This window comes from Bacillus sp. AFS015802 (genome assembly GCF_002561455.1).
Classification (GTDB): Bacteria; Bacillota; Bacilli; order Bacillales; family Bacillaceae_B; genus Rossellomorea.
Window position 1 is genome coordinate 110,553 of sequence record NZ_NTUP01000003.1, and the last position, 26,776, is coordinate 137,328.

The window sequence follows — 26,776 nt, forward strand, 5'->3', positions numbered from 1 at the left end:
CTTTTTTGCCTTCATAAAAAATAGACAGCAGGACAAGCCTGCTGTCTTATGAAGGCATCGGTGTAGGTGTTGGCTTTGCATAACCTTCTTTATATTGCTCATCGATAAAAGTCCTGATTTGTTTGATGGATTCACCATTTTTATATTTCACGATGGATTCCGCTGCAATTTTTAAGCAAAGTTCACATCTGGTTCCGTGGTCATCCCAAACGACCTTATCTCCCTCGGTTTTATAAACGAAGCAATTAAGGTTGCTTTCGTGTCCGGCAGAATCTCCGCATCCACAGTAGCAGGGAATATATTTTAGCAGGTCGGGATTTTTAGCGGCGGATGAATAGATGAGTTTCATATTATCATCCTTACCGTCAAGAAAAGAGGGAAGGATTTCAACAGAATCCGTTTCCTCTCGGATATCCCCATTTGCCGCAGTATGATTATGATCATGTTGGGCTTCTTCCTTTTGTTCACTCGAACAACCGGCAAGGATCCCTAGTAAACTGATCACAAGCGTGAAATACAATAAAAGATTTTTCTTCATATCATTCACCTTTCGTTTTGGCTGTATAGTCATTGTACCAATTAAGTGTATGCGGGTTTGTACCAATTCTTGATGATTTTATGAATATTGTTGCGACCTCATAACCGCATCCATCATATCATAGAAATATAATAGATAAGAAGTGCTTACTCATGAAACGGTAACCGGAAGCTTCCTTATTATCCATATGCATGATCATAGGCGAAAGGGAGTGTCTGTCATTGTCTGCCAAGAAAAAAGTATTGGTGTTTTCAGATTTTGGAATCGATGATATCGTTGCGGTCCTGTATGCTTATTATAGCGATACGATCGAAATCGTCGGGATTGTATCGGATTATGGAAATGTTTCCAGAGAAGATGCACTGAAAAATGTGAAATACCTGCAAAGCATAACCGGGATAACGAATATCCCGGTGATCGGTGGAGCGGTTTCAGGGTTGACCGGCACACAGCCACTATTCTATCCCGAGGTTCATGGGGTGGCAGGTCTCGGGCCGATCACTCCTGAAGGGATTGAATTTAATCCTTCTGACATCAGTGAGAATTTCTATGAGGTCAAGCAACTCATTGACCAATATGCCGGAGAAATATATATATACTCTGCAGGTCGATTAACCTCTTTGGCCACGGCCTTTGTTTTATATCCCGAAACGATGAAAAAAGTGAAAGAGTTTTATGTGATGGGCGGGGCATTCAACGTTCCGGGAAATGTTACCCCGTCGGCAGAAGCCAATTTCTATGGAGATCCTTACGCTGCCAATATCTTGATTCAGCTTGCACCGAAGAAAATACACCTCATCCCGCTGGATGTTACAATGTATGCACTCATTACCCCTCTCATGATCGATCAGCTGCATGAATTCTATGTGAAATCAGGTGATAAGGTCGGAATGATCATCAAACCGATGGTGGATTATTACTATGAGTTTTACAAGAAGACTTACCCTGATATATCTGGAAGCCCCCTACATGATTTGCTCGCTATGTGGGCCCTGGCCGATGGGGACAAAATGGTGTTCGAGGAAGTGCCGATCCGTGTGGCCGTCAATACTGGCTGCACTTTTGGCCAAAGCATCGGGGATTTTAGGAAGTCTTCAGAGAAAGCACCGTGGCCCGTTCATAAAATCGCGAAACAATTCCATTATGGTGAATTCATTACTGAAGTATTTGCGACCTTGCAATCAGGTCCGAGCAGATAGGGATCATTCCTAAACAAGGTTGACCGCTTGATGAGTGTATGGATGTTTTACCAGGGTATAACCGTGATATAATACTATGTAAAGAGTAAGCGAGGTGACGTATATGAAAAAAATAACCGTTCTCATGCTCGCTTTTGTTTTTTTTCTGTCGGGATGTTCGTTAGAAGATGCTGCTGATCATATTACAAGGGAAGTATCCAACTGGGATAAAGAAATGCCCAATGAAACATTTCTGCCGAAGAACTTAAAGGTGGTTTCAATAGGGGATTCACTGACTCAAGGTGTGGGTGACAGTACAAAAAATGGCGGGTATGTCCCATATTTGGAAAAAAGCCTGGAGTCATTGGACGGGATTAAGGATGCCCAGTTTCATAACTATGGAGTCAGGGGAAACCGTACAGATCAATTATTAAAAAGACTGAAGAAGGAAGATGTGAAAGCATCCATCCAGGAGTCAGATTTAGTGATGATCACCATCGGTGGAAACGATGTGATGAAAATTTTCCGTGAAAATTTATCACACTTGAAGTTAGAGGTATTTCAGGAGGAAAAACGGCAATATGAACTCCGGTTACAAGAAATCATTGAAACGATCAGACAATATAACCCGGAAGCCGGCATCGTGCTGGTAGGTTTGTACAATCCATTTAACACTTGGTTTTCAGATATCGATGAGGTCAATCAAGTGATCCAGACATGGAACGAAGCAAGCAGGCAGGTACTGTCGGGGTATGATAAGACACTATTTGTGAAGATCGAGGATTTATTCATTGATGCAGGAGATACCTTATTATATGAAGATTACTTTCATCCTAACGATGAGGGGTACAAATTGATCGCAGATCGAATGTTTACGGATTTGGCAAACGGGAAAACATTAGCTGTATTGACAGATAAAAGAGATACTGGTGAGGAAGAGGAGCAGCCGTCATGAAGAACAAATGGAAGGTAGGATTTTTTGTCCTTTTAGGTATGATCATCCTGGGATTCGTCATCATCGTGTCCATGATCTTTATGCCTGTAAAGGATGATGCCCTGCCTAAGGACAATCAAAATACCAATCAACAAGTAGGGTTCAATGTAGAGACCAACAAAAAGGACTTAAATCTCATTATTGAACACTATATTGAAGAAGAAGGAATGAAGGGACCGGTGGATTACGACGTTCAGCTCAAGGATGATGTTGAACTTCTCGGCTCCGTCCCAGTCTTCACTTCAAACCTGGACTTTAAGCTGGATTTCGAACCGAAGGCGCTTGAAAATGGTGACATTCTCTTGAAGCAGAAATCCATCTCAGTAGGTTCACTGAATCTTCCGGTTTCCTATGTCCTAAAGGTGATCAGGGATTCGTATAATTTCCCTGACTGGGTGAAAATCCAACCCAATGATGAATTGATTTACGTTTCACTGCAGGACATGAAGTTGAAAAGCGATATTAAAGTACGGGCAAATGAATTCAACCTGAAGGAAGATGATATTTCATTCAGATTGCTGGTTCCTGTGGACCGTGCCCAATAAAGAAAAGGTGACTTCCATGGAGAAGTCACCTTTTTCTTTGGAACAGCTCTTTTTTGGTCGAAGAAATTACCCTTTTAGTAGGAGTGCTTCCAGTTCAGGGGTTCCGTTTGCCAATCCGACGGCTACGATCGTATAGGCTTGATTAGGGCTCAGTTTCACATTCGGAACGCTTAACACACTGTTTTTACTTCCGGCGACCCGGGCCTCGAGATTAACGGTCATCGGGGTTAATCCGAGATAATCGGTCGCTTGTTTGAAGGAGATATCCGGGAATATGACATCCCCGCCTTTTACTGCGATATCAACGGCCGGGGCGTCAGGAGAAAGGTGAATGAATTTCACCTTTGTTTCTCCCGTAGGGACAGTCGGGTCGTCGAGATATGGAAGCAATTGCATTTTATTCAGTGTCCCTACTGCTGCAAGGGTATATATTTTTCCTGGATCGATTTTTACTTTTTTACTAATGACAGTCGTCACACTTGTTCCTGCTGGATATACATCAATATGATACTTACCGGCAGGTAGTGTTAAGTAGTCGCTTACATCTTTGAAGGCTACATCCCGCAGTACACGATTACCATTTACATATACATCAACATTCGGTGCATCAGGGACGGCGTGTAACACGCGTACATAAGATGGCTGGGTGGAGGTTGTCATGTCAGCCCGCTGCGCCTGCATGGCAAGCCTCATATACTTAAGATGCTTCTGATAATAATGCACGTGCATGGATGGATCAGTATATTTATAATAACCGGATAATAAGTCATACATCGCCGCTTTCGTTAAATAATCATGTTGGCTCATCCGTATCTCTCCCTTTTCTGTATTAACACAATAGAATATGCCGGAAAGGAAAAATGGTGAAAGGACCTATTTTTTCAAAAATCAAAAATATGCCTTGCAATCGAGATGAAAATATTGGATAATGAAGGTACTAATTGAGAAAGTGGGTGATGTCATATGAACCTATCATTAATGGAGCTAACGTCTAATGTAAATACGCAGCATATTGGTTCTTCACGTCAACTCACTTTATACGGGATGATTTAATTTTTCATTTTTATTTCTTCTACAATGAAAAATCCGTTGATGTGGGGAACCACGCAATGGATTTTTTATTTTTGGGAGGAAACAAGGTGAATAATAGAGAAACAGTTTTTGAAATGATGAACCACCTGACAGAAGATGGCCATATATTGGGAAGGGTCGTGACCGAGCAAAGGGGTGCCTTTATGGTCATGACAAAAACAGGCGAAGTACTGAGTAAGATTTCCGGAAAGCTCAGATTTGAAACCGTCCAGCGAGAAGATCTTCCCGCCGTAGGGGACTGGGTCCACCTAAGCGGGGAAGGGGCCATCATTGAAAAAGTATTGCCGCGTACCAGTAAATTTTCAAGAAAAAAAGCAGGAAATGAAGCAGAAGAGCAGATTATTGCAACGAATATCGACACTGTATTCATCCTTTCTTCATTAAATGATGACTTGAACCATAAACGGATGGAGCGCTATCTGCTTCTCTGCTGGGAAAGCGGGGCAAACCCAGTCATCGTCCTGACGAAGGCCGATACATGTACTGAAATAGAAGAGAAAAAAAGGGAAGTGGAAGACACGCTGCTTGGGGTGAAGGTCATTACCATCAGCGCCGTGAATCAAGAGGGAATCGAAGAACTGCTCCCATACCTGGATAAGGGGAAGACAGTTGCCCTCGTCGGTTCCTCGGGTGTGGGAAAATCCACGTTAACCAACCTCCTTGTAGGTTATGACGTCCAGAAGACGAAGGAAATAAGGGAATCCGATGATAAAGGCCGGCATACAACAACCCACCGGGAGTTGTTTTTATTGGAAAATGGTGCTTCGATCATCGATACACCCGGGATGAGGGAAATCCAACTATGGCAGGGGCAGGAAGGGTTATCAACCCACTATAAGGACGTTGAGGAATACGCCCTTCATTGCCGATTCAGTGATTGCCGTCATGAAGATGAGCCCGGCTGCGGGATTCAGATGGCGATTGAAGAAGGCAGCCTGTCCGTGGAAAGGTTCGAACACTACCAGAAGCTCCAACGGGAGATCGCTTATATGGAGAGACGCGGGAATAAGCGGCTCGAGTCATTGGAACGGAAGAAGTGGAAAAGTATCGGAAAACAGAGGAAACTTAAATATTGAACAGAAGAGTGACCCTTTAATGGAGGGCACTCTTTTTTTAATGAACAAAGGGAAGGGATTTTCAAACCGTAGACTAAACCGTTTCAGCAAGCTTAATACTTTCCCTTTTTAAAGGGAATGCGTTAAAATCTCATACAAAGGGAATAGTGAAAGAGAATGAGATGGAAAGGATGATGAACATGTCAGAGGCTTCAACGTATGAAAAAGCCACCTTTGCCGGCGGGTGTTTCTGGTGCATGGTGAAACCGTTTGATGAACAGCCCGGAATAGGCAGTGTCATATCAGGATACACAGGGGGCCACGTTCCCAATCCGTCCTATAAGGAAGTGTGCAGTGAAACGACTGGTCATTATGAGGCGGTCCAAATTGAATATGACCCGTCTATTTTTCCTTATGAGAAGTTATTAGAAGTGTACTGGCAGCAAATCGACCCGACAGATCCCGGTGGACAGTTCTTTGATCGCGGACAATCGTATAAGACGGTCATCTTCTACCATGATGAAGAGCAGAAACGGTTGGCAGAAGAGTCCAAGAAGAGGCTGGGACAGTCAGGGATTTTTTCAAAGCCCATCGCTACAGAGATCTTGCCAGCTAAGGAATTTTATCCTGCAGAAGACTATCATCAGGATTATTATAAGAAGAATCCCGGTCATTATAATCGATACAGCAGGGGATCAGGAAGAGTTGCGTTTATTGAAAATCATTGGGGGGAAAAGAAATGAGTAAAGAGGATCTTAAGAAAAAGTTAACACCCGAACAATATGATGTCACCCAGAATAATGGGACGGAGCCTCCGTTTAGAAACGAATATTGGAATACGTTCGAAGAAGGCATCTATGTTGATGTCGTTTCAGGAAAACCTCTCTTCAGCTCCAAGGACAAATACGATGCCGGTTGTGGTTGGCCAAGCTTCACCAAACCGATTGATGAAGAGGAAATATCAGAAAAAGAAGATAGAAGTCACTTTATGGTAAGGACGGAAGTGAGAAGCAAGGATGCGGATTCTCACCTGGGTCACGTGTTCAATGACGGTCCTGGACCGACAAAACTTCGTTACTGCATCAATTCCGCCGCTCTCAGATTCATTCCTGCAGAGAAGCTTGAAGAAGAAGGGTACGGAAGTTATAAGAAGTTATTTTAACATAATGAATTGCTGTGAAAACATTCACATATGTGCTACAATGAATCTCTCATGTTTACATTGAGTTACATATGTGTATTTAAAAAATATGATTAGGAAGGTGAATGAAGATGCTTAAAAAGCTTTTTGGCAAAAAAGAAGAGGCACCTAAAACAATCAATGCCGTAGCACCCTTAACGGGTACCGTGAAATCTCTTGAAGAGGTTCCGGATCCAGTGTTTTCCCAAAAGATGATGGGAGATGGTATCGCCATCGATCCGACGGTGGGAAAGGTCGTTTCACCAGTAGACGGGGAGATCATGCAGCTCTTCCCGACAAAACACGCAGTCGGCATCAAGGCGAAGAACGGTGCTGAAATTTTGATTCATATCGGACTTGAAACCGTTTCGATGAACGGTGAAGGCTTTGAAGCCCATATTTCAGAAGGTTCAAAAGTCAGCGTCGGAGATCCATTGATTACGTATGACCTTGAGCTTGTAAAAGAAAAGGCTAAAAGCACGATCACACCGATCATCATCACAAATGGTGATGATATGGGCGATGTCGTGAAAAAAGACGTGGCAAGCGTGACAGCAGGACAGGAAGAAGTATTGGAGATTTCTTCAAAATAATGAAGAGCGAAAAGACCGGTGAAAGTTGCCGGTCTTTTTTTATGGGTTAAACTGTTTAAATGGAAAGGGCTGGTAGACTACGACACAACCTTCACCCTTATCAAAATCCATCCACTATCTCCGTTATGTTTCCTTCTTCGTCGTCATCCCTCCTGAAAGAATGAATTTCATCGCTTCCTCCGATTTAATATCAAGGATTTCAACATCACTCTTCGGAATCAAAAAGGTCACGCCCGCGACCTGAAAGGTTTGGGGAATGTATACGGCCACGTGAGCGCGAAGATCATCATGCAGATCTTCCAGGTCCTCTGTCGTAATGAATCCAAGACATTTCATGGTGGTACCGGGCATCGTGACGAGGGCCACTCTTGAAAATGACTTCTTTTCTCCCAGGAAGGAATGGATCGTATCCTTGATCACCGAGTAAATCGTTTTGATGAAAGGGATCTTTTGTAAGATGACATCCACGATCCGGATGATGGTACCTGTGAAGAATTTGGTGGAAAGCCATCCGAGGACCGTCAAGAGAACGATGGTGGCGAGCAGCCCGATACCGGGGAGGTAGTTTTCATCCAGGTAAGGCTTTAACACGTTCCCTAATAACCCATCGAAAAATAGGAACATTTTATATACAACGTATGCCACAAGGGCGATCGGAACAATCGTAAGCACACCATTAATAAATGACTTGAAAAACCATTTCATACCGTCATATCTCCCGTCTTTTCTAGAAACTCCCCTTATTATATAGAAAGAATTCGATCCCGAAAAGGTGTACCCGGAAATTAAATGGGCAAATGCACAAACCCTTTCTAGGTGTATGACATAGAGTATAAGGTAAATAAATAATTTTTTGAGGAGTGATAGGTATGAACTATGGTTACGGTTGTTGTGATCCATGTTATCAAGGTGGGTATGCTTATCCGGTTGCCGGCTGTGGCGGGAATGGTTTTGCGTTGATCGTTGTATTATTCATCCTGTTGATTATTATTGGAGCCGTTTGTTACTGCGGACATTAATCCGTTTTTGATGATACTTGAAAATGAAGAAGAAAAAAGAGCTGTCGCGTCGACAGCTCTTTTTGTCTTAGATTTTAAAGCTTGATATGAGTTCTTTCAATTTTTCGGCCTGCTGGGAAAGCTCTGACGCACTTGCCGTGACTTGCTCCATGGCAGCAGATCCTTCTTCCGAGGCAGCGGCGGTGGTTTCTGTGTTGGAAGCAGTGGATTCCGCAATTTCATTTACATGGGCAAATGAAGTGGCCACTTCCTGGCTGAGATTAAGGGTCTGTTGGATATGATCTACCATTTCATCAACGACCACCGTTGTTTTCGTCGTTTGACTTAAGATATCTTCAAGGGATGCGTTGGTTTCATTGGTGATCTCAACACCTGCAATGACTTCGTTTACGCCTTCTGAGTTTTGCTTGATGATGATATTGACTTCTTCCTGGATGCTGTGTACGATTTCCGTCACTCCCTTGGCAGCCTGTCTGGATTGTTCAGCAAGCTTCCTGACTTCATCGGCTACGACGGCAAATCCCCTGCCGTGTTCCCCTGCCCGGGCTGCTTCGATGGCAGCATTCAATGCCAGGAGGTTGGTTTGTTCTGCTATATCTGTGATCGTGCCGATGATTGTGGTGATCTGTAAAGATCTTTCTCCCAAGGCTTCAACAGTTTCACTGGTATTGGACATGGTTTCTTCGATACTCATCATTTTAGATGAAGAAGCTTGGACGGTTTTTCCGCCTTTCTCCGCCACGACTCTCATATCACGTGCGGTTTGTCTTACGAGTTCCGCCTGATTGAATAAAAAGCGTGCTGCTTCCTCAAGGCTATTCATTTTCTCTAAGGACGATGACATGCGATGGGTGGTCTGCTCACTACCCGCGGCAATTTCACTGCTGGTTTCTGCAATGGAAGTGATTGTACGTGAAGTTTCCTCTGCGGAAGCAAGAAGCTCCTGACTGCTTGCGGAGACGTTTTCGGCCATTTCAGAAACCTGCTTGACAAGGGTGGCAATCCCGCCGATAAGCTGATTCGTATCAGAGGCAAGGCCGGCCAGCTCATCTTTCGATTTCACATGGATCCGTTTCGTTAAATCCCCGCCCGCGTTGGCAATTTCTAAAATCGAACGACTAATTTTCCTGGTATTGGTTTTAATCGTATGAGATAAAATGATTCCAAAGAAAACCGCTAAAAGAACGGCGAATGCCGATAAGCCGATGGTGGCGATCTGAGACAGTTGCACTTGCCGGGTAAGGGATTCGATCCGGTTATCGAGATCTTTCTGTTGGTCGACAACGATCATATCTACATACGAGCGGATTCCATCCAGATACTTTTTCCCTGTGCCTGATTCTACGAGTGTTGCTGCCTGTTCAAGGCCTTTATCTTTCCTGGTTTCAATCACCCGGTCGACAAACTGGATCCAAAAACCGTATTGAGCTTCGATTTTATCCATTTTATCAAGCTGTTCCGGGTCGTCTTTCAATAGAGCATTCAAGTTCTCGATATTTGCTTCCACTTCACCCTTACCATTTTGGTAGGGTGCCAGAAAACCAGTTGCGCCGGTAATGACGAACCCTTGTTCCCCTATTTCGATTTCATTTAAAACCTTTGAAAGATCCTTGACCTTCGTATCGACCTTCATATCATACGTGATCAACGTGTCGATCTCTTTTTCCAGCTTCATCATATTGAGGTATGAAGTAGTTGCGAGGACTAACAGGACAATGGTCAATAACCCGAAGGACAGGACTACTTTTCCCCTTATCGTACGAAAATAAGAAAAGATACCAAATGTCTTTTTAGATCCTTCTTTTTTCATTTTCTTTCTTATTGGTGCTTTTAGTAGTTTTTCTCTAGTCTTTTTCACCGTTTCCCCCTCCTGAAGATAAGCAAAAAGTAGCATCATAGGATGAACTTACCATTATTTTATACATATCGACCTAATATATCTAGTGTATTTAAAGAAATTTTGTCGAATTTTTGAGAATTTTAGTATATTTCAATCATAGAAAACAGGGGAACTATTGTTACTGATTTTCAGATGAAAACAAAAACAATATTTGAAAAAGCTCAACTAATGAATGCTTTTTTAATAAAAAAAGAAAGATTCGGTTTTTCATACATATGAATAAAATAAGGGAAATCTTGATGAGCATCCAGATGAGCGAATCGAAAGAGAGTACGAATCTGATTCTTTCAGGAGGGGGAACAATGCCTCATTCGCATTTAATAAAACCGTTGATCGGGGAACATTATCCGACAATCGATTATGGGAAGGGTGTTTTTTTATATGACACCGAAGGACAAGAATATATAGACGCCTGTTCAGGGGCAGTGACGGCAAATGTTGGACATGGTATGGAGGATATTCTTCAATCAATCGTGAATCAGGGAAACAGAGTGGCATTCGTGTATCGATCTCAGTTCAGTAATCAGCCTGCAGAGGATTTAGCGTCCTTTTTGAATGACAAAACGGGTTATCCCTGGACCTTTTTCGTGAATAGTGGATCTGAGGCTGTGGAGACAGCCATCAAGATCGCCATTCAACATTGGCAGGAACAGGGGAAGCCAATGAAAAGGAAGATATTATCAAGGTGGCTCAGTTATCATGGTATCACCTTTGGGGCTTTATCGGCTTCGGGACATCCCTCGAGAAGGGAACGTTTCGATTCGTTTTTAGGGGACTGGCCGACCATCGAACCGCCTTATTGTGCTCACTGTCCATTTGGTAAGACATATCCATCATGCGACATTGCCTGTGCTTCCCAATTGGATACGATGATATCCAGGATAGGTGCTGAAAATATCGCTGCATTTATTGCAGAACCGATCATTGGTGCGGCAGGGGGGGCCATCACACCTCCAAAGGGATATTATGGGCGGATCAAGGATATCTGCGAAAAGCATGATATTTTATTCATTTCAGATGAGGTGATGACCGGGTGCGGGCGGACGGGGACCTTTTTGGCTCTGGAGCAATGGGGCGTCAAGGCGGACATTGTAGCAATCGGTAAAGGTCTGAGTGCTGGATACGCTCCCATTGCGGCCACCCTCATTTCAGAGAAAATCATGGAGCCGATTTTAAATGGAAGCAAAGTGGTCATGAGCGGCCATACGTTCAGTGGAAATCCGATGTCTGCAACTGCGGCATTAGCCGTTCTAAAACTGATCGATTCGGAAAATATCATTGAAGGAGTCGATGGAAAAGGCGTCTATCTGAAGAATCTACTGGAGAAATGTAAGAATGAATTTTCCGTTATTCAGGATATCAGGGGAAGAGGCCTTATGTGGGGGATTGAATTTGATGAGCGTGGTGCGGGATATACTTCTTTCATCGTTCAGGCCGGGGTGGATAATGGAATATTATTATACCCCGCAGCCGCAGGGATCGATGGCAGGAAAGGCTCTGCAATCATGGTTGCACCACCATTGAACAGTACGAAAAGGGAACTTGAGGAAATGGTAAAAAGGCTGAGAAGAACCTTTCAAACGGCTGCAGAGAATTGGAAGGTGAAGTAGATGTCCAATCATCACAACAAAATGAGTGATTATGAAGAAATCAAGCATTTCTTTCATGATGAAATGACCATGATGTTCGGGGGATTTGGAGGGGTGGGATCCCCTCCTACCATTTTAAACCATCTATTGAAGTGGGGTGTAAAGGATCTGACCATCATTGGAAACGACACAGGATTTCCTCATATCGGCATCGGACAATTGGTGGCTCAGAATAGGGTGAAGAAAGTGATTGCCTCACACATAGGTTCTAATCCGATCGCAGGCCGGTTAATGAGTGAAGGGAAGCTTGAGGTCGAATTCTCTCCACAGGGAATTTTGGCTGAAAGAATCAGGGCTGGTGGAGTCGGGTTAAAAGGGGTCGTAACCGAAATAGGGGTGGATGATCCTTATTTGAATAAAGGGAAGACCTTTCTTGAAATGGACGGGAATCGTTATTTATATGAGAGTGCATTGGTGGCAGAAGTGGGCATCGTCTTTGCGAAAAAAGCCGATACGTTCGGAAATCTCATTTATGATAAGAGCGCAAGGAATACGAATCCACTTATCGCGATGGCTGCGGATATAACGATCGTGGAGGCGGAGGAAGTGGTGGGGTATGGTGAACTGGATCCAGAGGAGATCGTCACGTCAGGTGTATTTGTTGATCATATCGTGTTGTCTAAAGGAGTCGATTGGAAATGGGCTTGGGAAGCGAACTGAAGGTAAAGATGGCAAAACGTGCGGCGCTCGAGGTGAAAGAAAATATGATCGTCAATTTGGGGATCGGCATCCCATCCCTCGTCCCGGATCACCTTCCTCCGGGGTTTCCGGTCGTTTTTCAATCTGAAAATGGGATTATTGGCATCGGTCCTGCACCAGGGGAAGGATATGAAGATGAACATTTGTGTAATGCAGGAGGATTCCCCGTTTCCCTGATGAATGGAGGGTGTTATACAGATAGCTCCATCGCCTTTGCCATGATCCGCCGCGGCAAAATCGATTTAACGATTCTCGGTTCCCTGCAGGTAAGCGAAAAGGGGGATCTTGCCAACTGGATCATCCCCGGTAAAAAGGTTCCCGGGATGGGGGGAGCAACGGAACTTGCCTCAAAAGCAAGGAAAGTCATTGTACTGATGACACATTTAGATAAAAACGGCGGGAGTAAAATCGTGAAGGAATGTACCCTCCCATTAACAGCGAGCCGGTGTGTGTCGATGATCATCACGGACAGAGCTGTATTCTTTATTGAAAACGATCAACTGATCCTGCGGGAGATTTTCAATCCCTACACGCTTAAAGATATTAAAGAGACGACAGATGCCCGTTACATCTTAAGCCCCGTGATCAATTATATAGGGTAGGGGGGGAAACCATATGGAAACGCATCGCCGCATCAGAGAAATAATAGAAGAAAAAAAGAAAAGTACGATTAAGCTTCTGCAAAGATTGGTCCAGGAGGATAGTGTCAGGGGGAACGAATCCAAGGCACAGGCGATTGTGATCGAAAAGTGCAGGAAGCTTGGCTTGGAATTGGACATATGGGAAATAGACGAAAATCATCTGAAATTCCATCCTTTTTATCGATGTGACCGACAAAATTTCAAAGGAAATCCCAATGTAGTTGGGGTCCTTAAAGGGAAGGGCGGGGGCAAAAGCCTTCTCTTAAATGGACATATCGATGTTGTGCCTGAAGGGGACAGGAAGGATTGGTCCCATGATCCCTATAGCGGAGTCATCGAGGACGGGAAGCTCTACGGGAGGGGGGCAACGGATATGAAAGGGGGTTCCGTTGCTCTGCTGCTAGCCATTGAAGTGATAAGGGAGTTGGAAATCCCCCTGAAAGGGGATGTCATCTTTCAGAGTGTCATAGAGGAGGAAAGCGGTGGAACGGGTACGTTAGCTGCATTACTTAGAGGGTACAAAGCGGATGCGGCCATCATTCCTGAGCCTACAAATATGAAGATCTTCCCAAAACAGCAAGGGTCCATGTGGTTCCGTCTGACTGTGAAGGGGAAATCGGCACATGGAGGGACCAGGTATGAAGGGGTGAATGCAATTGACAAAGCGTATACAGTCATTCATGCTCTTCAACAATTGGAAAAGGCACGTAACGATAAGGTGAATGATCCATTATATAAAAATATACCGATACCCCTTCCCATTAACATCGGAAGGATTGAAAGCGGTAAATGGCCTTCTTCCGTACCCGATTCGGCTGTCATTGAAGGAAGGATTGGAGTCGGTCCGTGGGAAACACTTCATGAGGTGGAGCAGGAATTCATAACGGAGATCATCAACCTGAAATCAATGGATTCATGGTTTGAAGAGCACCCGGTTGAGGTGGAATGGTTTGGGGGGCGTTGGCAGCCCGGCAACCTTCCAAGTGACCATGAACTGGTGAAGACTCTGTCTAACCATGCAAGAGCCGTGATGGAAACGGACCCGATCATCGAAGCATCTCCATGGGGAACGGATGGCGGGATTTTGTCCCAGGGGGGCAATATCCCAGTGGTGGTCTTTGGGCCTGGCACAACCGAAGTGGCCCATGACGCAAACGAATACATCGAATTAGAAAGGATTTATCAATCCTCAGAAATTATTGCCCTTTTTATCATTGATTGGTGTAATAAACACTCTTGATCTATCCAACGGGAAGGAACAACTTGTCAGGGACCGGGTTGTTCCCTTTTTATGGTGGATTGTTTCATAACTTATCCCTTCTTCTCATATGTTTGTTAAAAAGGGGCTTATAAGAATGCAAACATACGAATATATAAAACTACCGAAACTGGAAGCGGTCATATATAAAGACGACTACAATCGACGGCTCCGGGTGGATGAGTTCAGGGGGAACGCGGGAAGCGTATGGGAGTATGTGATGAATGAGGTGCAATCTCACTCGTTCGAAAAAGTCATCGTAAAAGCAAGGTCAGCCCATGTGCCCTATTTTTTGGAAAAGGGTTTTGTTTTGGAAGGGGGAGTAAACGGTTACTTTAATGGGGATCGGGCATTCTTTATGAGTAAATTTCTGACGGATGACCGAAGGAACAGTGCCTATTGGAGGAAAGAGGACGACATTCTCCAAGCGGTCCAACAGCTTGAAAGGCAAGAGAGGGCGGAATCGGGAATGATTTCAGTTGCCACCGGGGGGGACGCAGGGAAATTAACGGACCTTTATCAGGAAGTCTTCAAGCTTTATCCTGTACCATTACATGATCCTGACTATGTTAAACAATCCATTAAAAATGGGACAATCTTTGTGTACATCGAGGAGGATGGGAAGATCATCAGCGCGGCTTCTGCTGAAATATCATTGTCAAACAAGAACGCTGAACTCACAGACTGCGCCACGAGGTCTTCCCATAGACAGGGCGGGTATATGAAGCATCTTTTGCGGAGGTTGGAAGATGAGTTGGTGAAACAAAATATCTTCTGTGCCTATACGATTGCAAGGGCTCTTTCATTTGGCATGAATGCAGTCTTTCATCAGCTTGGCTACCGGTATGGAGGGAGATTGGCGAATAACTGCATCATCTTTGACAAAATGGAAGATATGAACATATGGGAAAGAGATTTGAGTGAAAGATAGAATGATAGCTGGTTGATAGGCGGGCTGTTTTTTCTTCGTGGACGATGTAACGGTATGAGAGTCTAACGGAAAGAAACTTTTGGAAAGTTGGTGGAGTAGATGAAAATGAATCTCTATAAACCAAAGAGGGATTGGAAGGATATTGAGCTCTGGAAAGATGTGACGGATGAACAATGGAATAACTGGTTATGGCAGCTGACCAACACGATCAGAACCCTTGATGACTTGAAGAAAGTGGTGAACTTGACCCCCGAGGAAGAAGAAGGTGTCAGGATTTCAACCAAGACGATACCGTTAAATATCACCCCATACTACGCATGGCTAATGAATGAGGATGACCCCCGCTGTCCGATCCGGATGCAATCCGTTCCCATAGGCCGGGAAATCCATAAAACGAAGTATGACCTCGAAGACCCTTTACATGAAGATGAGGATTCCCCCGTTCCCGGATTGACTCACAGATACCCGGACAGGGTGTTGTTTCTTGTCACCAATCAGTGTTCCATGTACTGTCGTTACTGCACGAGAAGGAGGTTTTCAGGACAGATCGGGATGGGTGTGCCGAAGAAGCAGCTTGATGCAGCGATCCACTATATCCGTGAAACCGAGAGCGTAAGGGACGTACTGCTTTCTGGAGGGGATGGTCTTCTGATCAATGATCAAATCCTCGAATACATCTTAAAAAATCTAAGGGACATCCCCCACGTTGAGATCATCCGGATTGGAACGAGGGCACCTGTCGTGTTTCCGCAACGAATCACAGAAAACCTGTGTAATATCTTAAAGAAATATCATCCGGTGTGGTTGAATACTCACTTTAATACAAGCATTGAAATTACCGAAGAGTCCAAAAAAGCATGTGAGATGCTTACGGATGCAGGGGTCCCGGTTGGAAACCAGGCGGTGATCCTGGCAGGCATCAACGACAGCGTGCCCATCATGAAGAAGCTTATGCACGATCTGGTGAAAATTCGCGTTCGTCCGTATTATATTTATCAATGTGATTTATCTGAAGGAATCGGCCATTTCCGTGCACCGGTCAGCAAGGGGCTGGAAATCATCGAAGGATTGAGGGGTCACACATCCGGTTACGCAGTCCCAACCTTTGTATTGGATGCCCCTGGTGGCGGAGGGAAGATATCCCTGCAACCAAATTATTTGATTTCACAAAGTGCATCAAAGGTCGTTGTACGCAACTTTGAGGGAGTCATCTCCACCTATCCGGAACCGGAGGAATATGTGGCAGGCAGGGCCGATGATTACTTTAAAGAAGTCTATCATGATCAGGAGTTCAAGGAACCGACCATAGGAATTGCCGGATTGATGAATCAGACTCACTCTTCCCTCACACCCGCCGGTCTCAAGCGCCTGGAGCGTCGCAAGGAGTATCAGGAAAATCCGGATCACAATTCGCTCAAGGATTTCAGGGGAAAAAGGGATCAGCTGAAGGAGAAGAAGCATAAAGCCATGCTCTCAAAGATGAAGCAGGAAAAAAATGAAGATAAGGAAGGAACCCTCGATGGATAAAAATAAAGCATGCGAATGGTGTGAAGAGAAAACGGCCCACCCTCATCAAACCAATGTATACTGGGAGCTGCCCGACGGCTCGAGGGCCATCCAGATTGCGAAGGTCCCCGGCCTCTGCTGCAGTCATTGCGGCATGGAATACCAGGAGGAGTCGATCATCAATGAGATTGAAGACCAGCTGATGCTGATCGATACGAGGTTGATCGATAAAGTGATATCTTATAAAGACCTGATGGACCTTCCCCGGTTACTTAAGAAAAATTACTTCCGATTCTAGAAGGTGTGAGTCAGCAGCCTGAATATGCGTTATCAGTGGCAAACACTTTACGGATCCGTCTTCTTCCGCTATCCTTTTAGAAAAGAAATAAGGGTAGGTGGAAAAGATGAGAAAGTCCTTTTATCATTATTTAATGAAATACAGGCAACCTGCTGCGAAGGATGATATCACACGATTTGCCAATTCGGCTTATGATGATCACAGCTTTCCAAAACAATCACAACAGTACCATGAAATCAGCTCCTACCTCGAAATGAATGGACACTATCTTGACAGCATGTCCATTTTCGACAGGGCCTGGGATCATTATCAATTAGAAGAAAAAGATTAACCTTAGCCACCGGACTGACATTTGTTCTTCACAAACGTCGGTCCTTTTTTAAAATGCTTTCTTTAGTTGTTTGCTTCATTGATATGCCATCCTTCACAACATTTCTTACCCTAATGAAAAGATAGTCAGGGATTTCGTGTATACCGATATGATTGTTATTGCATATCATATAAAAAAGGCGATTAAGGGTGAGGGGAGAATGAAGAAACGAAAAGAGCCTAGATTCAGAGTTGGGGAAACGGTAGTCGTTACAATCTATGGTACAGTCGGGAAAATCACCGATATCAAAAAGCTTGACGGGGAGTTTTTATACGAAGTCAACGAAAGTGAAGGGCTATTCAAGGAGAAAGCATTGGAACTGCTTGATTCTTATGATGGATATATTTTTGAACAGGAACAGATCGATATTGAATATAAATTTTTGTTCGGGGACCTTGTCATTGTGAAGGGATACGAAGAGGATCTCTTTAAAGTGGTGGGTTTCAGGACGGAAATCTGGCGGTATAAAGATGATGCCTGGGAAGATGTAATCTATGAATTAATGAGGATCACAGATGGGGAGTGGCTGGAGGCGGATGAAGATGAAATCACCCTGGTTGCAGATGAAGAGCAGGCAGAGGCATTCATAAAGAAATATGGATTCGTATTCCCGCAAAAAAAAGAGGGGAAATCAAAATCGCTCCATTCACCTGCTTCCCCGAAGCCAACCTGGATTGATCAACTTCTTGATCATTACAATGACTATAAAACACTGTACCTCTTATTCCAGGATAGTAAATACAAGAACAAAATGGACTACGTGCTGGAACAGTTGAGAAATCATACAAACTCACAATCTATCGTTAAAGAGAAGGAATAAGCCACATGATATACAGGAAAACGGGAACGCTAATGACTAAGAATGACAGCAGGATGACACGAAGGATCCATTGCATGCCTGAAACGATCATCCCTTCCCCTTTTTCCAGATCCTTGAACATCGATTTCGTTTTTTGGGTGAATGTATGTAACATAGTATCGCTCCTCTACCTTTGATGATAAAGTCTATGCTTGTCTTTAAAGTCTTATGAAAACTTTTTTCACCTGGCATAACCGGGGTGGTATTGTCATAAATTGAGAATCAAAGGGGGCGATCACATGCGGGAGATAGAAGTCTTTATCGACACCGAGGAAATTGCAGAGTTCTTCATGAAAGAACTCGTTCAAAGAGGGTATGTACCGTCAGAAGATGAGCTGGAAGAAATAGCGGATATCACATTCGAGTATCTGATTGCCAAATGTATCATTGATGAAGAATGGGAAGATGATGTATAGAATCTTTTCGACCATCTATATGGATTTCACTTAGCATGGAACGACCATTCATATAACGGGGATTAACTCTTAAGTGTCTCTCATGCCTTCTTCATGAAGCATGGAGGCATTTTGTTTTGAGTTAATCCCTTTTTAAATGGATAAGGATGGAGGTTCTGGCTTTCCATCTCCGTGTCATAGAGAACCGGTTGGGCACCGTCGTCGTCAGGAGGGGCTCCATCACTTCTACCCTCTGATTCCTGAACCAGTCAGCTGTAGAATGATTGTCAGGAGGCATGTTCTCCCAGACAGATCCCAAAGAGGGTGAGAACAGTCGATTTTTTTTCTCCTCTTTTGAATACAAATGCGGCCAATAATCCTCCCTTGACCCGGTATGGGGATGATGGGCCGAGAAGGACAATGCAGTTGGGAAGACGGTAGGGTGAAATAAAACACTATATAACTTTTTACCCAAAAGAATTCTGCGGTTCACCTTTTCAAAGTGACTGACAAATTGCCCTGCAAGAGAGAAAGGGGAGTGTTTACCGTAAGGAAAGAGGATGGAAGTGAATTCCAATCGATCCTGCAGGAAGAACTTCCATTTTTCGATTCCGATATTCAAATCGGGATCGGATAATATTCGCTTTTGAATCATGTGCTGCTCATTCATAATGAGTGCAAGCGTCAATACGCGTCGATCAAAAGTCTTGAGATAATCCTCCCACATGATCCGCATGAATGTTGATACATTGAATTTTTTCAGAAGGTGAAAGGGTGAACGGCCCCTCAATTTCCACTCTTCATAGAGTAATAATTGAGGGTAGGCGTCTTCAAAAATGGCAGCATTACAACGTTCAAGAAACGAAAAAAGGGTTCGTTGTTCGCTGTCATCCAATACATGGGAGAGGAGGTTACTCCGGATATCGGTCATATGATAACCGGCATTTCTCGAAACCATGTGGGCAAGAAAAGACCAGTGCAGTTCAGGGTGTTTACTGAAAAGATTAAGATAGGAAGAAGTTCTTGTCAGATTATTTACATTCCCCCTTTGGACCTTTCCCAAAATCTCTGTATACAAGGCAAGATCTTCGGGGAAGTAAATGTCAGGAACACTTTCCCGCTTCATTAGGTCGTATAGCTGAGTAATCGTTTTTAAGTCGAGAAGAGGTGATATATGGTCATCTTTACCTGATTTGAAAAGGTTTATGATCTTTAGAAACGGTGAATATACCAAGTGATCCCGCCTCTCAATATGATGTGAAAAATGGTTTCTCATGATTGAAACCAATTCCCAAATGATTCGTATATATTAATACGAATAAAATTCAAACAATTTTGGGAGGTTTAACTATGTTGAAAAGAATCATTAAAAGTTTATTAGGCTCTAAGCATCATCATCACTACAGCTCCAGTGACGCCTGGAAAAAATATAAATCACCAAAACATAAACATTTCGGCCATCATCATTATAAAAAGCATAAGAGCAAAAGCTTTTTTTCAAGTTTCTTCAGCAGTTGATGAGATGAGGAAGTATAGATGATACACATGCTTTTTCGCAGACTCGTCAATGCATTCGAACATTCCTGGAAACCAGGGGATAAGATCGATGGTTTCCAAATCATCCGTTTAGTCGGTAAGGGAAGCTATGGTACGACCTATTCTGTCCTGCTCGAGAGTGGGGAAGAGGCCATCCTGAAACGAATACGCCCTTACAAAAAGTTATTTTCCAATCACGTCCAATATGTCCGGAATGAAAGGAATGCACTGGAAACTTTATCGCACCCGTGCTTTCCTGAATTCCGTATGGCGGGCGGGTATAAAGGGACCCCTTATTTCCTGATGGAAAAAAAGAATGGTCGTACCTTTGAGGAATTGATCTTTCAGGAAGGAAAAAAGTATTCCGAGGAAGAATCCTTAAAGATAGGTTTGCAGGTAGTGAAATTAGTGGATTTCATTCATGAAAAAGGGTATGTACACCGGGATTTGAGGATACCGAATATCCTTTTTGACGAAGGGGGCATCCATATCATCGATTTTGGTCTTGCGTGTAAAATACGGCATGAATCGAATCTTCTTGAAGCACATAAGGATCACATGAGGGATAAGTCGAAGAAAAGTGATTTTTATGCAATTGGTCACTTTTTATTATTTCTACTGTATTCTTCCTATGAGCCAATAAGTAAAAGGGAAAAAAGCTGGGAAGAGGAGCTTTCCATCCATGGGGATACCCAATCGATTTTAAGGAGACTGCTGCAAATCGAGGGAGAATACCATCATGCTTCGGAGCTGATGGACGATTTAACAATGGTGATCAGCACAATACAGGAACGATAAACCAGGAGGAATGGAATTATGTCAATTTTTAATAAAGTGTTTGCTTCGATAGGGATTGGAGCGGCGACAGTGGATACGAAATTGGAGAAGTCAAGCTACGTTGCGGGAGAAACGGTGAACGGTGTGGTGGAAATTAAGGGAGGCAGTACGGAACAGAGTGTTGATGCGATCTATTTAACGCTTTTCACTACCTATATTCGTGAATCGGATGATAAGAAATATACAGATTATGCTCCGATTCAAAAGGTTCAAATTTCAGATCCATTCACGGTTCTTGAAAATGAAACAAAAGAATTCCCTTTCACCTTTACATTGCCATTTGAAACGCCGATTACATATGGGAACACAAGGGTGTGGGTAGGCACAGGGGTGGATATTAAAAACGCAGTAGATCCAAAGGACAAAGATTACATTGAAATCGTACCGAATCAGTTGACGAACTCCATCCTGACTTCTATTCAGGAGCTTGGGTTCAGGATTCGCAAGGTTGAATGCGAACAGGCCCCGCGCCGCTACAGGGGAAGATATCCCTTTATACAGGAATTTGAATTCGTGCCGGTGAATGGCCAATATCAACGTAAATTAGATGAACTGGAAGTCATGTTCCTTAATCAAACCGAAGATCAGGTTGAATTGCTTCTGGAAGTGGACAGACGGGCGAGAGGCTTGGGTGGATTCCTGGCAGAAGCCCTTGAGATGGACGAATCCATCGTGAAAATGACAATCCGATCGTCCGATGTTTCCCAATTGGCATTAAAACTTCAAGCAGCCATCGACAAATTTGCGTAAATATCCCATTCGACAAAGATTCCTATGATTCTGTGAAGGATTCGACACGCCCTTTGTGTAATAGTATGAGTACGACAAATTGACGGAGGGGTACTCATGCCTTTACTTGAAAAAATCATTCGTCCAAAGCTTTTGAGATCGACTTATGACATGACCATCTTCCAAACTCCGCGTTATGGAGAGGATAAAGGCTACGAAAGGGTATATCGAATCTCACTGGAAGCAAATAATCATGAAGAAGCCCTGTATCAGACGTTCCGAACGTTTAATGTTCCTGACTTGGTTCCTAAGGACTATCAAGGGAGATATATTGCAACAGGGGACATTGTATTCATAGACGAGGGACGGAGAGGCCATCACTATTACCGTCTGCAGCCAAATGGCTGGAAGAGAGTGAACAGGATCGTCATTCATTAGATAAAGAATATCAATAGGAAAAGGAAAGAATCTGCCTTAAGCATGATTCTTTCCCTCTTTATAGGTCCTTACATATTATGTCCGGGACCGTTTTTTCTATTTTGACCCGTATTTTCTTTCCCATGTGCATTATGCTCGGCATCTAATGCTTCTTTTGGGATATGATTATTTTTCTTAGGGGCATTGATTCTATTTCGGTGCTTTTTTCCCATCCAAGTGTTTCCCCCTTGCTATGACTTGAGTTTTTCTGTTCTTGATGAGTTCGGTTGTGTCCCGGACCGTGTAGAAGGGTTGGTTTCATTTGCATGCTGCACGGCTTGCTTCAGTTTCTTGCTCATTTTTTCTTTTGCCATGGTCATCACTCCTTCTACCTTTATTTTGACCCTCATTCAGCTTTCTATCCTTCCATTTACTAGCGTTGCATATGATATGAAAAAGGATTACAATGGTGTTTCAGGCAGTCTTGATAGGAGGAAACGTTCAGTGAGTATACATATTAATGCCAAAGAAAACGAAATTGCAGAAACGGTTTTATTACCTGGTGATCCCCTTAGAGCGAAGTACATAGCAGAAACGTTCTTGGAAGATGTGACGTGCTATAACGAAGTGCGCAACATGTTTGGGTACACAGGAACGTACAAAGGGAAAAGAATATCTGTGCAGGGAACCGGAATGGGCGTACCATCCATTTCGATTTATATTAATGAATTGATGCAAAGCTATAACGTCCAAAACTTGATCCGGGTCGGTACATGCGGTGCGATCCAGAAGGATGTAAAAGTTCGTGATGTCATCCTGGCGATGACGTCATCAACTGACTCTCAAATGAACAAATTAACATTCAATGGAATCGATTATGCCCCAACAGCGAACTTTGATCTGCTGAAACGCGCCTATGATGCGGGAGTGGAAAAAGGACTTAATCTGAAGGTTGGAAACGTGTTCACAGCCGACATGTTCTACAATGACAATGCAGAACATGAGAAATGGGCTCAATACGGCATTCTTGCCATCGAAATGGAAACATCGGCCCTCTACACATTAGCAGCCAAGTATGGCCGGAATGCACTATCCGTTCTAACTGTCAGTGATCATATCCTGACAGGAGAAGAAACCACTTCGGAAGAGCGTCAAACGACTTTCAACGAAATGATTGAAGTGGCTCTAGAGGCGGCCATCCAGGAGTAATCTTATACACAAATACGAAAAAAACTGCTTATCATTCCCGACCGGGGGTTTATAGGCAGTTTTTCCTTTTGTGAAGTTTCTCCTGCTTACATAATTCCTCTCTCATGGTAAGATGGAGGATGGAACCATTATAGAGAAACTAGGTGAAAGTATGAAAAAGATCATCTTCGTCACTGCTGCCTCCTTGGTGATGCTATCAGGATGTTCGCAAGTACAAGATTGGTCAGAAGAATTATTTGGCCAAAAACAGCAAGAGACTCAGGAAAAAAAACCAAAGGTGCAAACGCCTGACAAAGGGCAGGATGAACAAGCAATGCCGGAACAGCCTGCTGAAGAAGAGGTTCCTGAAGAACTGCAATTAGAGTCCCAATTTTTCAATGATGTAAAGGTTGTGGACGGAAAACAAGTCATTCAGAATCCATCCAATCTACTGGCACTTGTAAATAAGGAGTATGCATTAGATGAATACAAACCGGCTGATCTCGTCCGTCCGAACGTTCCTTTCGTATTTGGGAATCAGGACCTTGAAAAAGCGCATCTCAGAAAAGAAGCGGCAGAACAGCTTGAAAAAATGTTTGCAGATGCAAAAAGTCAGGGGGTATTCCTGACAGCCATTTCAGGATACCGTTCATATGAATACCAAAAAATGCTCCTGGATAGGGAAATTGCCCAATTCGGTAAAGAAAAAGCCGTCATGGCCGTTGCGCCTCCGGGACAAAGTGAACATCAATCAGGATTAGCCATGGATATTTCCAGTGAAAGCAATCAATTTCAGGTGAACATTGAATTTGCCCAAACGAAAGAAGGAAAATGGCTGGCTGAGAACGCATATAAATATGGGTTCATTCTTAGATATCCGGAAGATAAGGTTTCCATTACTCAATATCAATATGAGCCTTGGCATTTTAGATATGTCGGGATGGAAGCCGCCAAAGTGATTCATGAAAACGATTGGACACTTGAAGAATATTTTGAAAATGTAAAGAAAATATAAAGATGATAAAAGGTTGGGGACGAAGGTTCCTGACCTTTTTTGATTGTGTGTTCAGTAAGTTTCTTCTTTCCTGGGGCACACCTGCCACCGCTCTTGTTCTGTTTCCCTTTCATCCCACATACAACAGTAATAGGGCTGTCCAATTTGGGAATGGGTGGGTGGATTGTATGATGAGGGTATTTGGCATCATCGTTATAGGGAGCGTTTTTGTCGGATTAGGCATCAACCTGTTTTTTGTCCCTCATCATTTTCTGGATGGTGGCATGATCGGGATTGGTTTGATTGCTCATTATTGGTTCGGTTTCAAACCGGGACTTACCATGATTCTCCTCAGTGTACCTCTGTATGTGCTTGCTTTCTTTAAAGACCGCAGCTTATTTTATAATAGTATCCATGGTCTTTGGTTATCTTCTTTGATGATTGATTTTTTTTATCAATGGCATACGATTTTCCGTCTTTCTCCCCTTGTGAGTGCTTTTTTGGGAGGTGCGTTTGTGGGAATCGGGATCGGTCTCATGCTGAGGGGGAATTCCGCTACAGGCGGGTCTGATTTAATGGCACAGTTGATCGGGAAGAGTTTCGGATGGAATGTAGGGAAACTGATCTTTCTCTTTGACAGTATTGTTCTTTTGGCTGGATGGTCCGTGATAGGAACGGAATCATTTTTATATTCCTTATTGGCTGTCAGCACGGTAGGGTTTTTTACAACGATTTTGACACATCATAATCACTAAGATGAATTTTCCTTTCGCTATCATGGAAAAGCTGATAGAATGAAGAAGTTATGAGCTTAAGATTGCTAAAGATGAAAGGTTCATGATATTCTAAACGAAAATTCACACAAGATACATAGCAACGAAAGTGGTGGAAGCTTTGGAACAAGATCATACAGAACAGTCGCAACAAGAAACCCATTCAAGTTTTATAAAAATGAAAAAATTCAAATTTGTCATGCTTCTCTTTTTCCTTGTATTCCTGACGGCAGGGATCACAACGTTTGCCTTGGCCTTTGGAGATGAAAAAGCGGTGAACGTAGGGGTTACAGAACGTTCAGAGTTTCAGAAACTATATGAAGCCTATGATAAGTTAAACCAGAACTATTATAAGGATCTTGATCAGGACACACTTGTGAACGGTGCGATCAACGGGATGATTGATAGCGTCGGCGATCCTTATTCCGATTACATGAACGAGGAAGAAGCGAAGAAGTTCGAGGAGAGCATCTCGTCTTCATTTGAAGGAATCGGTGCAGAAATCCAGGAGAAGGAAGGTTATATATCAATCGTCTCCCCTATTAAAGGTTCTCCTGCAGAAAAAGCCGGTCTGCAGCCGAATGATATCATCACGAAGGTAGACGACAAGAGCATTCAGGGAATGTCAGTGACAGATGCCGTCCTTTTGATCCGGGGTGAAAAAGGGACGAAGGTAACCTTGACTATTCAACGTCCGGGTCAGGACAAACCAATGGAAGTAACCATTACAAGAGATGAGATACCGATTGAAACGGTTTATGCAGAGATGAAAGACAACGGTGTCGCTGTAATCCAAATCACAAGTTTCTCTGAGAATACGTATAAAGAACTGACAGAAGCGTTGAATGAAATGGACGATAAAGGAATGAAGAAACTTGTCCTTGATCTTAGACAGAATCCGGGTGGTTTACTGGATCAAGCGGTCAAGATATCGAATCTGTTCGTGCCGGAAGGGGAAGTCTTATTCCAGGTGAAAGACAGCAACGGTAAAGTGGAGAAGTACGTCTCGGAATCAGGTCAGAAGGTAGACGTTCCTACAGCCGTTCTCGTGGATGAAGGTAGTGCAAGTGCGGCCGAGATCTTGTCTGCTGCGGTCAGCGAATCAAATGATATTCCTCTGATCGGAACGAAGACTTTCGGTAAGGGGACCGTCCAGACGGCAGAAACGTTCAAAGACGGATCGAATATGAAGTTCACGACGGCGAAATGGCTGACACCTAAAGGGAATTGGATACATGAAAAAGGGATCAAACCGGATGTCGAAGTGAAAATGCCTGACTATGCCCAGCTGCCTTATATCAACCCTGATAAGGAATTGAAGCAGGAAGATCTATCTGATGGGGTGAAAACAGCAGAGCAGATGCTGAAGGCATTGGAATTGAATCCTGGTAAAGTGGATGGTTATTACGATAAAGATACCACCACAGCCGTTAAGGAGTTCCAAGGGGATAATGACCTGGAAGTGACGGGTACACTGAACGGGGAGACCATCTTGAAGCTTATGAACGACCTTAGGGAGAAGCTGAAAGAAAACGACCCACAATTGAAAAAAGCGATAGAAATTCTAAATAAAGAGAGCTAAACCAACGATCTCAGATGATG

The 26,776-nt window shown here is 43.5% G+C and carries 33 protein-coding genes; 25 read left to right on the forward strand and 8 right to left on the reverse strand.

Annotated elements, in window-relative coordinates:
• Positions 1-46: 46 nt before the first annotated feature.
• A complete protein-coding gene (locus CN378_RS02125; RefSeq protein WP_098350281.1) occupies positions 47-538 on the reverse strand; it encodes a PCYCGC motif-containing (lipo)protein in 492 nt (163 codons plus the stop codon).
• 221 nt (positions 539-759) lie between these two features.
• Between CN378_RS02125 and CN378_RS02130 the strand changes: the two genes are divergently transcribed.
• The 3 genes from CN378_RS02130 (at position 760) to CN378_RS02140 (ending at position 3,255) form a co-directional block, all read left to right on the forward strand.
• Complete coding sequence (locus CN378_RS02130) at positions 760-1,737, forward strand: nucleoside hydrolase (protein WP_257140964.1); 978 nt, start codon at positions 760-762, stop codon at positions 1,735-1,737.
• Positions 1,738-1,840: 103 nt separating this feature from the next.
• A complete protein-coding gene (locus CN378_RS02135; protein WP_098350283.1) occupies positions 1,841-2,671 on the forward strand; it encodes an SGNH/GDSL hydrolase family protein in 831 nt (276 codons plus the stop codon).
• Positions 2,668-3,255, forward strand: coding sequence for a YpmS family protein (locus CN378_RS02140; protein ID WP_098350284.1), 588 nt, complete (start codon positions 2,668-2,670; stop codon positions 3,253-3,255). The genes CN378_RS02135 and CN378_RS02140 overlap by 4 nt, the downstream gene beginning before the upstream one ends.
• A 66-nt stretch (positions 3,256-3,321) precedes the next feature.
• Here CN378_RS02140 and CN378_RS02145 read toward each other — a convergent pair whose 3' ends face one another.
• Positions 3,322-4,062 (reverse strand): DUF4397 domain-containing protein, encoded by a 741-nt coding sequence (locus CN378_RS02145; protein WP_098350285.1) that lies wholly within the window; start codon positions 4,060-4,062, stop codon positions 3,322-3,324.
• Positions 4,063-4,394: 332 nt separating this feature from the next.
• Here CN378_RS02145 and rsgA point away from each other — a divergent pair, with 332 nt between their 5' ends.
• From rsgA to CN378_RS02165, 4 genes are all read left to right on the forward strand, one after another.
• The gene (rsgA, locus tag CN378_RS02150; RefSeq protein ID WP_257140965.1) at positions 4,395-5,423 is read left to right on the forward strand and encodes a ribosome small subunit-dependent GTPase A; all 1,029 of its coding nucleotides are present in this window, start codon (positions 4,395-4,397) and stop codon (positions 5,421-5,423) included.
• 179 nt (positions 5,424-5,602) lie between these two features.
• Positions 5,603-6,145: a peptide-methionine (S)-S-oxide reductase MsrA gene (gene msrA / locus CN378_RS02155; RefSeq protein ID WP_098350341.1), complete on the forward strand. Its 543-nt coding sequence runs from the start codon at positions 5,603-5,605 to the stop codon at positions 6,143-6,145.
• On the forward strand, positions 6,142-6,564 hold the full coding sequence (msrB, locus tag CN378_RS02160; RefSeq protein WP_098350286.1) for a peptide-methionine (R)-S-oxide reductase MsrB: 423 nt from the start codon (positions 6,142-6,144) through the stop codon (positions 6,562-6,564). The genes msrA and msrB overlap by 4 nt, the downstream gene beginning before the upstream one ends.
• 110 nt (positions 6,565-6,674) lie before the next feature.
• Positions 6,675-7,175 (forward strand): PTS sugar transporter subunit IIA, encoded by a 501-nt coding sequence (locus CN378_RS02165; RefSeq protein WP_098350287.1) that lies wholly within the window; start codon positions 6,675-6,677, stop codon positions 7,173-7,175.
• Between the two features lie 123 nt (positions 7,176-7,298).
• On the opposite strand, the gene CN378_RS02170 is transcribed toward CN378_RS02165, so the two are convergent.
• Positions 7,299-7,880: a DUF502 domain-containing protein gene (locus CN378_RS02170; RefSeq protein WP_098350288.1), complete on the reverse strand. Its 582-nt coding sequence runs from the start codon at positions 7,878-7,880 to the stop codon at positions 7,299-7,301.
• A 164-nt stretch (positions 7,881-8,044) separates the two neighbouring features.
• On the opposite strand from CN378_RS02170, the gene CN378_RS02175 reads away from it, so the two are divergent.
• Positions 8,045-8,194 (forward strand): YjcZ family sporulation protein, encoded by a 150-nt coding sequence (locus tag CN378_RS02175; protein WP_098350289.1) that lies wholly within the window; start codon positions 8,045-8,047, stop codon positions 8,192-8,194.
• 67 nt (positions 8,195-8,261) lie between these two features.
• Here the strand turns inward: CN378_RS02175 and CN378_RS02180 are convergent, their stop codons facing one another.
• Complete coding sequence (locus CN378_RS02180) at positions 8,262-10,052, reverse strand: methyl-accepting chemotaxis protein (RefSeq protein WP_179884768.1); 1,791 nt, start codon at positions 10,050-10,052, stop codon at positions 8,262-8,264.
• Between the two features lie 344 nt (positions 10,053-10,396).
• Between CN378_RS02180 and CN378_RS02185 the strand changes: the two genes are divergently transcribed.
• The 9 genes from CN378_RS02185 (at position 10,397) to CN378_RS02225 (ending at position 18,266) form a co-directional block, all read left to right on the forward strand.
• The gene (locus CN378_RS02185; RefSeq protein WP_098350342.1) at positions 10,397-11,704 is read left to right on the forward strand and encodes an aspartate aminotransferase family protein; all 1,308 of its coding nucleotides are present in this window, start codon (positions 10,397-10,399) and stop codon (positions 11,702-11,704) included.
• The gene (locus tag CN378_RS02190; protein WP_098350291.1) at positions 11,705-12,403 is read left to right on the forward strand and encodes a 3-oxoacid CoA-transferase subunit A; all 699 of its coding nucleotides are present in this window, start codon (positions 11,705-11,707) and stop codon (positions 12,401-12,403) included.
• Positions 12,382-13,044, forward strand: a complete 663-nt coding sequence (locus CN378_RS02195) for a 3-oxoacid CoA-transferase subunit B (RefSeq protein WP_098350292.1) — start codon at positions 12,382-12,384, stop codon at positions 13,042-13,044. Before CN378_RS02190 ends, CN378_RS02195 begins: the two co-directional genes overlap by 22 nt.
• A gap of 13 nt (positions 13,045-13,057) precedes the next feature.
• Positions 13,058-14,323: a peptidase gene (locus tag CN378_RS02200; RefSeq protein ID WP_098350293.1), complete on the forward strand. Its 1,266-nt coding sequence runs from the start codon at positions 13,058-13,060 to the stop codon at positions 14,321-14,323.
• Between the two features lie 115 nt (positions 14,324-14,438).
• Entirely contained in the window at positions 14,439-15,272 is an 834-nt protein-coding gene (gene ablB / locus CN378_RS02205; protein ID WP_098350294.1) for a putative beta-lysine N-acetyltransferase, read from the forward strand.
• Positions 15,273-15,371: 99 nt separating this feature from the next.
• On the forward strand, positions 15,372-16,799 hold the full coding sequence (gene kamA / locus CN378_RS02210; protein ID WP_098350295.1) for a lysine 2,3-aminomutase: 1,428 nt from the start codon (positions 15,372-15,374) through the stop codon (positions 16,797-16,799).
• The gene (locus tag CN378_RS02215) at positions 16,792-17,076 is read left to right on the forward strand and encodes a YokU family protein (protein ID WP_098350296.1); all 285 of its coding nucleotides are present in this window, start codon (positions 16,792-16,794) and stop codon (positions 17,074-17,076) included. The genes kamA and CN378_RS02215 overlap by 8 nt, the downstream gene beginning before the upstream one ends.
• A gap of 106 nt (positions 17,077-17,182) precedes the next feature.
• Positions 17,183-17,407, forward strand: a complete 225-nt coding sequence (locus CN378_RS02220; RefSeq protein ID WP_098350297.1) for a YozE family protein — start codon at positions 17,183-17,185, stop codon at positions 17,405-17,407.
• A gap of 199 nt (positions 17,408-17,606) precedes the next feature.
• Positions 17,607-18,266 (forward strand): hypothetical protein, encoded by a 660-nt coding sequence (locus CN378_RS02225; protein ID WP_098350298.1) that lies wholly within the window; start codon positions 17,607-17,609, stop codon positions 18,264-18,266.
• Here CN378_RS02225 and CN378_RS22455 read toward each other — a convergent pair.
• On the reverse strand, positions 18,250-18,420 hold the full coding sequence (locus CN378_RS22455) for a hypothetical protein (RefSeq protein ID WP_179884769.1): 171 nt from the start codon (positions 18,418-18,420) through the stop codon (positions 18,250-18,252). The two genes, CN378_RS02225 and CN378_RS22455, sit on opposite strands and share 17 nt — an antisense overlap.
• Positions 18,421-18,544: 124 nt before the next feature.
• Here CN378_RS22455 and CN378_RS02230 point away from each other — a divergent pair, with 124 nt between their 5' ends.
• A complete protein-coding gene (locus CN378_RS02230) occupies positions 18,545-18,721 on the forward strand; it encodes a YozD family protein (RefSeq protein WP_098350299.1) in 177 nt (58 codons plus the stop codon).
• 121 nt (positions 18,722-18,842) lie between these two features.
• Here CN378_RS02230 and CN378_RS02235 read toward each other — a convergent pair whose 3' ends face one another.
• On the reverse strand, positions 18,843-19,934 hold the full coding sequence (locus tag CN378_RS02235) for a DUF2515 family protein (protein ID WP_179884770.1): 1,092 nt from the start codon (positions 19,932-19,934) through the stop codon (positions 18,843-18,845).
• 302 nt (positions 19,935-20,236) lie between these two features.
• On the opposite strand from CN378_RS02235, the gene CN378_RS02245 reads away from it, so the two are divergent.
• The 3 genes from CN378_RS02245 to CN378_RS02255 all read left to right on the forward strand — a co-directional run bounded on the left by CN378_RS02245 (position 20,237) and on the right by CN378_RS02255 (position 22,240).
• A complete protein-coding gene (locus CN378_RS02245; protein ID WP_098350302.1) occupies positions 20,237-21,034 on the forward strand; it encodes a serine/threonine protein kinase in 798 nt (265 codons plus the stop codon).
• A gap of 18 nt (positions 21,035-21,052) precedes the next feature.
• Positions 21,053-21,823 carry a sporulation protein gene (locus tag CN378_RS02250; protein ID WP_098350303.1) on the forward strand — a complete coding sequence of 257 codons (771 nt, stop codon included), beginning with the start codon at positions 21,053-21,055 and terminating at the stop codon, positions 21,821-21,823.
• Positions 21,824-21,919: 96 nt separating this feature from the next.
• On the forward strand, positions 21,920-22,240 hold the full coding sequence (locus CN378_RS02255) for a YodL domain-containing protein (RefSeq protein WP_098350304.1): 321 nt from the start codon (positions 21,920-21,922) through the stop codon (positions 22,238-22,240).
• Between the two features lie 68 nt (positions 22,241-22,308).
• Here CN378_RS02255 and CN378_RS22460 read toward each other — a convergent pair whose 3' ends face one another.
• Both CN378_RS22460 and CN378_RS22465 read right to left on the reverse strand, forming a co-directional pair.
• The gene (locus tag CN378_RS22460; protein WP_179884771.1) at positions 22,309-22,452 is read right to left on the reverse strand and encodes a hypothetical protein; all 144 of its coding nucleotides are present in this window, start codon (positions 22,450-22,452) and stop codon (positions 22,309-22,311) included.
• An 18-nt stretch (positions 22,453-22,470) separates the two neighbouring features.
• Complete coding sequence (locus tag CN378_RS22465; RefSeq protein ID WP_179884761.1) at positions 22,471-22,629, reverse strand: hypothetical protein; 159 nt, start codon at positions 22,627-22,629, stop codon at positions 22,471-22,473.
• Positions 22,630-22,723: 94 nt separating this feature from the next.
• Between CN378_RS22465 and deoD the strand changes: the two genes are divergently transcribed.
• From deoD to CN378_RS02275, 4 genes are all read left to right on the forward strand, one after another.
• Positions 22,724-23,428 (forward strand): purine-nucleoside phosphorylase, encoded by a 705-nt coding sequence (gene deoD / locus CN378_RS02260; protein ID WP_098350305.1) that lies wholly within the window; start codon positions 22,724-22,726, stop codon positions 23,426-23,428.
• Between the two features lie 151 nt (positions 23,429-23,579).
• Entirely contained in the window at positions 23,580-24,422 is an 843-nt protein-coding gene (locus CN378_RS02265; protein WP_098350306.1) for a M15 family metallopeptidase, read from the forward strand.
• 167 nt (positions 24,423-24,589) lie between these two features.
• On the forward strand, positions 24,590-25,156 hold the full coding sequence (locus CN378_RS02270; RefSeq protein WP_098350307.1) for a YitT family protein: 567 nt from the start codon (positions 24,590-24,592) through the stop codon (positions 25,154-25,156).
• 196 nt (positions 25,157-25,352) lie between these two features.
• Positions 25,353-26,756 carry a lmo1851 family serine protease gene (locus CN378_RS02275; RefSeq protein ID WP_098350343.1) on the forward strand — a complete coding sequence of 468 codons (1,404 nt, stop codon included), beginning with the start codon at positions 25,353-25,355 and terminating at the stop codon, positions 26,754-26,756.
• The last annotated feature ends 20 nt before the right edge of the window (positions 26,757-26,776 follow it).

Excerpts from the sequence above, each read along its gene's own strand:
- CN378_RS02125 (WP_098350281.1), bottom strand. The coding sequence starts at position 538 with ATGAAGAAAAATCTTTTATTGTATTTCACGCTTGTGATCAGTTTACTA.
- CN378_RS02135 (WP_098350283.1), top strand. The coding sequence starts at position 1,841 with ATGAAAAAAATAACCGTTCTCATGCTCGCTTTTGTTTTTTTTCTGTCG.
- CN378_RS02140 (WP_098350284.1), top strand. The coding sequence starts at position 2,668 with ATGAAGAACAAATGGAAGGTAGGATTTTTTGTCCTTTTAGGTATGATC.
- CN378_RS02145 (WP_098350285.1), bottom strand. The coding sequence starts at position 4,062 with ATGAGCCAACATGATTATTTAACGAAAGCGGCGATGTATGACTTATTA.
- msrA (WP_098350341.1), top strand. The coding sequence starts at position 5,603 with ATGTCAGAGGCTTCAACGTATGAAAAAGCCACCTTTGCCGGCGGGTGT.
- msrB (WP_098350286.1), top strand. The coding sequence starts at position 6,142 with ATGAGTAAAGAGGATCTTAAGAAAAAGTTAACACCCGAACAATATGAT.
- CN378_RS02165 (WP_098350287.1), top strand. The coding sequence starts at position 6,675 with ATGCTTAAAAAGCTTTTTGGCAAAAAAGAAGAGGCACCTAAAACAATC.
- CN378_RS02170 (WP_098350288.1), bottom strand. The coding sequence starts at position 7,880 with ATGAAATGGTTTTTCAAGTCATTTATTAATGGTGTGCTTACGATTGTT.
- CN378_RS02175 (WP_098350289.1), top strand. The coding sequence starts at position 8,045 with ATGAACTATGGTTACGGTTGTTGTGATCCATGTTATCAAGGTGGGTAT.
- CN378_RS02185 (WP_098350342.1), top strand. The coding sequence starts at position 10,397 with ATGCCTCATTCGCATTTAATAAAACCGTTGATCGGGGAACATTATCCG.
- CN378_RS02190 (WP_098350291.1), top strand. The coding sequence starts at position 11,705 with ATGTCCAATCATCACAACAAAATGAGTGATTATGAAGAAATCAAGCAT.
- CN378_RS02195 (WP_098350292.1), top strand. The coding sequence starts at position 12,382 with ATGGGCTTGGGAAGCGAACTGAAGGTAAAGATGGCAAAACGTGCGGCG.
- CN378_RS02200 (WP_098350293.1), top strand. The coding sequence starts at position 13,058 with ATGGAAACGCATCGCCGCATCAGAGAAATAATAGAAGAAAAAAAGAAA.
- ablB (WP_098350294.1), top strand. The coding sequence starts at position 14,439 with ATGCAAACATACGAATATATAAAACTACCGAAACTGGAAGCGGTCATA.
- kamA (WP_098350295.1), top strand. The coding sequence starts at position 15,372 with ATGAAAATGAATCTCTATAAACCAAAGAGGGATTGGAAGGATATTGAG.
- CN378_RS02215 (WP_098350296.1), top strand. The coding sequence starts at position 16,792 with ATGGATAAAAATAAAGCATGCGAATGGTGTGAAGAGAAAACGGCCCAC.
- CN378_RS02220 (WP_098350297.1), top strand. The coding sequence starts at position 17,183 with ATGAGAAAGTCCTTTTATCATTATTTAATGAAATACAGGCAACCTGCT.
- CN378_RS02225 (WP_098350298.1), top strand. The coding sequence starts at position 17,607 with ATGAAGAAACGAAAAGAGCCTAGATTCAGAGTTGGGGAAACGGTAGTC.
- CN378_RS22455 (WP_179884769.1), bottom strand. The coding sequence starts at position 18,420 with ATGTTACATACATTCACCCAAAAAACGAAATCGATGTTCAAGGATCTG.
- CN378_RS02230 (WP_098350299.1), top strand. The coding sequence starts at position 18,545 with ATGCGGGAGATAGAAGTCTTTATCGACACCGAGGAAATTGCAGAGTTC.
- CN378_RS02245 (WP_098350302.1), top strand. The coding sequence starts at position 20,237 with ATGATACACATGCTTTTTCGCAGACTCGTCAATGCATTCGAACATTCC.
- CN378_RS02250 (WP_098350303.1), top strand. The coding sequence starts at position 21,053 with ATGTCAATTTTTAATAAAGTGTTTGCTTCGATAGGGATTGGAGCGGCG.
- CN378_RS02255 (WP_098350304.1), top strand. The coding sequence starts at position 21,920 with ATGCCTTTACTTGAAAAAATCATTCGTCCAAAGCTTTTGAGATCGACT.
- CN378_RS22460 (WP_179884771.1), bottom strand. The coding sequence starts at position 22,452 with ATGGGAAAAAAGCACCGAAATAGAATCAATGCCCCTAAGAAAAATAAT.
- CN378_RS22465 (WP_179884761.1), bottom strand. The coding sequence starts at position 22,629 with ATGAGGGTCAAAATAAAGGTAGAAGGAGTGATGACCATGGCAAAAGAA.
- CN378_RS02265 (WP_098350306.1), top strand. The coding sequence starts at position 23,580 with ATGAAAAAGATCATCTTCGTCACTGCTGCCTCCTTGGTGATGCTATCA.
- CN378_RS02270 (WP_098350307.1), top strand. The coding sequence starts at position 24,590 with ATGATGAGGGTATTTGGCATCATCGTTATAGGGAGCGTTTTTGTCGGA.
- CN378_RS02275 (WP_098350343.1), top strand. The coding sequence starts at position 25,353 with ATGAAAAAATTCAAATTTGTCATGCTTCTCTTTTTCCTTGTATTCCTG.